A 3,484-nucleotide genomic window follows, 5' to 3' on the forward strand; every position below is an offset into this window, starting at 1 on the left:
GGGGCAGCACCTCCGACGCGGGCGCCGGGGCGTGCGCGCCGTCCGTCTCCTCCGCCCCTGGGGCGGGGCTCCCGGGGGCGTCGGTCGCGCCGGGGCGGTCGGCGCGCAGGGCGCGGCGGGTCGGGGTGGCGGTGCTCACAGGACCCTCCTGTCGTGACGGTCCTCCGGGACGACCACGGCGGCGACCGTCACGTGGACGGCCTCGACGGGCAGGCCGGTGAGCTCGGTGACGCGTGCGGCGACGTGGCGCTGGACGCGGCCGGCGACGTCGGCCGCGGGGCGTCCCCACAGCGTGGCCACCTGCACCTCGAGGCGGGCGCGGCCGGCGTCGACGCGGGCGTCGGCGCCGGGGAGCCGGTGCCGGACGAGGCTGTCGAGCCCGGTGGGGCGGGTGGGGACCACGCCCTCGACCTCGCCCGCGCTGCGCCGGCCGACGGCCTCCACGACACGGGGGTGCACGTCGAGGCGGCCGCGCTCGGCGGCCGGCGCGAGGATGTCAGGCACGGGTGCGGCCGCGGGGGCGGAAGGACGCGGGGTCGGTCGGGTCGATCTCGCCGTCGCGCCACAGGCCGAGGGCGTAGCCCAGCCCGCCGAGGACGAGGGCGAGCAGGAAGCCGGTGAGGCCGCCCGTGGTCGCCGCGAGGGCGAGCAGCAGGCCGGCCACCAGGCCGAGGGTCGAGGTGCGCACAGGGTCCTCCGGGAGGAGCTGGTCGGGGCGGTGCTGGTCGGGGTGGTGCTGGTCGGTGGTGGTGCGGGGCGACGGGTGCGTGCCGCAGGGGGGTACGGCGCGGCGGGCGGTGCGGGACCGGGGCGCGGGTCAGGGTCGTGCCCGGCGGCGGGCGCCGGGCACCTGCCGGGGGAGCCTGTCCCTGGCGGCGCCCGCGAGCCCGTGCAGGTGACGCCGCACCTGGCGGCGGAGCCGGGCGCGCCGGGAGGTGTCCCCGGTCGGGCGGGACCGTGCGCCGGCCGCGGGCACGGTGACCGGCGGCACGGAGCCCGCCGGACCCGCGGAACCCGCCGGGCCTGTCGTGCCGGCCCTGCCCGGCCGACCCGTCGGTCCGGGGTCGTCGATGGCGGCCATCGCGGCCAGGTAGGCCTCCGGGTCCCCGCCGAGGTCGGGGTGCAGCCGCCGGGCGACGGCGCGTGCACGGGCCCGCCGCCCGGCGTCCGGGTCCTGCGGGCCGGTCACTCGCCGGGGGCCGGGCCCGCCACGGGCTCGGGCGTGGGCTCGCGGGAGGTGTCGCGGACGTCCTCGACGACCACGTCCACGCGGCCCGGGCGGACCAGGGCGACGGCGTCGCGGACGGCCTCCGCCGTCGGTCGTACGGGTGCGCCCATGGTGACGACGAGGTGCACCTCGGTGCGGTCGTCCCGCAGCCGGACGCCGGTGACCCGGCGGCCGGGCAGGTAGACGGCCACCTCGCCCAGGGCGCCGCCGTGCAGGTCCGCCACGCCCGGGACGGCCAGGGCCGTGGTCCGGACGAGGTCGGCCTGCTGGGCGAGGCCGCCGGCCGCGGGGGAGGTGCTCACCGGACCCGGGGGGCCTCGGTGCCCACGACGGTCCCGTCGGTGTCGTCGTCGTCGGACTCGACGTGGACGTCGTGGACGACGATGTTGACCTCGGTCACCTGCAGGCCGGTCATGCGCTCGACCGCCGTGACGACGTTCTCGCGGATCCCGGCGGCGAGGTCGGCGATGGACACGCCGTACTCGGCGACGATGTCGACGTCGACCGCGGCCTGCCGCTCGCCGACCTCGACCGCCACGCCCTGGGCGTAGTTGGTGCGACCGCCGGGGATCCGCTCGCGCAGCGCGCTGACGGCGCGGGTGGCCCCGCCGCCGAGGGAGTGCACGCCGACGACGTCGCGGGCCGCGATGCCGGCGATCTTGGACACGACGGTGTCGCTGATGGTGGTGCGCCCGAGGCCGCTGTCGAGCGCGGAGTCGGTGGTGGCCAGCGCGGAGCCGGGGGCGGCCGGGCTGCTCGTGGCGCCGCGGGTGCCGGCACCGTCGCGGTGGCCGGCGGGGGCGGGGATGGCGTCGACCATGGGGGTCGTCTCCTCGGTGTGTGGGGTGTGCGGTTCGCGGGACACAGGTGAGTCGTGCACGACCCTGTCATCCGCACGCGATCTCTGTGTGACCTGGGTCACCCGTCGCCGGGGGGTGCGCCGACGGGGCGCAGGGTCGGTGGTCCCACCCGACCGGTCCGGTTGCGCGCCTCCGGGGGCGGTGCTCCGCTGTGCGCCGTGACGGACGAGCCCGGGGCCCCCCGGGAGGGCGACCTCGCGCTCGCCCGGGCCGCGTCCCTGGGGGACCGCGAGGCGTTCGAGCAGATCGTCCTGCGCCACGGCCCGGGCATGCTGCGGTACGCGCGCCGGGTCCTCAGCGACCCCGGCGACGCCGAGGAGGCCGTCCAGGACGCCTTCGTCGCGGCGTGGCGATCCCTCGACCGGTACCGCGGGGACGCCGCCCTGCGGACGTGGCTGTTCGGGCTCACGTCGCACAAGGCGCTCGACATCGCCCGCCGCCGCCGTCCCCTGCCGGTCGACGACGGGGCGGTGGCCTCGCGCCCGGCGGACGACCGGTCGGACCCGACCCTGCACGCCGAGGGCTCGGACCTGGCCCGCGCGCTGGACGAGGCGCTCGCCTCGCTGCCCTACCGCCAGCGTGCCTGCTGGCTGCTGGCCGAGATCGAGGGTCTCCCGCCGCGGGAGATCTCCGAGGTCCTGGGTATGGGACCGGACGTGGTGCGCGGGCAGCTCGCCCGGGCGCGACGTGCCCTGGAGGAGAGGATGGCGACATGGCGACCGTGAGCCGACGATGAGCGACCCCCGGACACGTCCCCTGTACGACATGCCCGCGGTGGACCCCTCGGTGCCGCGACGGCTGCCCGCCGCCCCCGGCGCCTCGCCCACGGGCGGGGAGACCCTCGCCCGCGCCACGCAGGAGCTCCGCGACCTGCCCGAGCCCGGCTGGGTCGAGGTCGCGGACCGGCTGCGGTCACGGCTGCGCTCGGTCAGCCGGCCCGGCCGGCCGCTCACGGTGGGCGAGGACGAGGCCGGGCGGCTGCAGGTCGACACCCGGGTCGTCGTCGACGCGGTCCGCCGTGCCGTGGCGGCCCTGCCCGGCACCCGCCCGACGGGGGTCGCCGTCGTGGCGGACGGCACGTCGGCCCGCTCGGTGGAGGTCGACGTCGAGCTCGTCTACGGCGGGGACGTGCGCGCCGCGGCGGAGACCGTGCGGGCCGCGACGGTGGACGTGCTGCAGGACCTGCTGGGCGTCACGCTGCCGGTGGACGTCGAGGTCGTCGACGTGGTGCCGCTGCCCTGAGACGCAGGCAGGGCCCGTCCTGCTGCCAGGAAGGGCCCTGCGGTGGTGCTGGTGCCGGTGCTCGGTGCGGGGTGGGTCAGCGCGAGCGCGCGGGGCGGCCGGAGCCGCCGCGGCGACGGGTCCCGCCGGTGCCGCCCGTGCCGCCGCCGGGGTG

At 78.9% G+C, this 3,484-nt stretch carries 6 protein-coding genes; 2 read left to right on the plus strand and 4 right to left on the minus strand.

Going from position 1 to position 3,484, the window contains the following annotated elements; genetic code table 11:
• Positions 1-135: 135 nt before the first annotated feature.
• The 4 genes from WCS02_RS18825 to WCS02_RS18840 form a co-directional block, all read right to left on the minus strand.
• Entirely contained in the window at positions 136-504 is a 369-nt protein-coding gene (locus WCS02_RS18825; RefSeq protein WP_340295820.1) for an Asp23/Gls24 family envelope stress response protein, read from the minus strand.
• Positions 497-688, minus strand: a complete 192-nt coding sequence (locus WCS02_RS18830) for a DUF2273 domain-containing protein (protein WP_340295821.1) — start codon at positions 686-688, stop codon at positions 497-499. Before WCS02_RS18830 ends, WCS02_RS18825 begins: the two co-directional genes overlap by 8 nt.
• Before the next feature lie 497 nt (positions 689-1,185).
• The gene (locus WCS02_RS18835) at positions 1,186-1,530 is read right to left on the minus strand and encodes a hypothetical protein (RefSeq protein ID WP_340295822.1); all 345 of its coding nucleotides are present in this window, start codon (positions 1,528-1,530) and stop codon (positions 1,186-1,188) included.
• Positions 1,527-2,048 carry an Asp23/Gls24 family envelope stress response protein gene (locus tag WCS02_RS18840; protein WP_340295823.1) on the minus strand — a complete coding sequence of 174 codons (522 nt, stop codon included), beginning with the start codon at positions 2,046-2,048 and terminating at the stop codon, positions 1,527-1,529. Before WCS02_RS18840 ends, WCS02_RS18835 begins: the two co-directional genes overlap by 4 nt.
• Before the next feature lie 198 nt (positions 2,049-2,246).
• Between WCS02_RS18840 and WCS02_RS18845 the strand changes: the two genes are divergently transcribed.
• On the plus strand, positions 2,247-2,813 hold the full coding sequence (locus WCS02_RS18845) for an RNA polymerase sigma factor (protein ID WP_340295824.1): 567 nt from the start codon (positions 2,247-2,249) through the stop codon (positions 2,811-2,813).
• Between the two features lie 7 nt (positions 2,814-2,820).
• The gene (locus tag WCS02_RS18850) at positions 2,821-3,330 is read left to right on the plus strand and encodes a hypothetical protein (protein ID WP_340295825.1); all 510 of its coding nucleotides are present in this window, start codon (positions 2,821-2,823) and stop codon (positions 3,328-3,330) included.
• Positions 3,331-3,484: the final 154 nt, after the last annotated feature.

The organism is Aquipuribacter hungaricus (assembly GCF_037860755.1).
Lineage (GTDB): Bacteria > Actinomycetota > Actinomycetes > Actinomycetales > JBBAYJ01 > Aquipuribacter > Aquipuribacter hungaricus.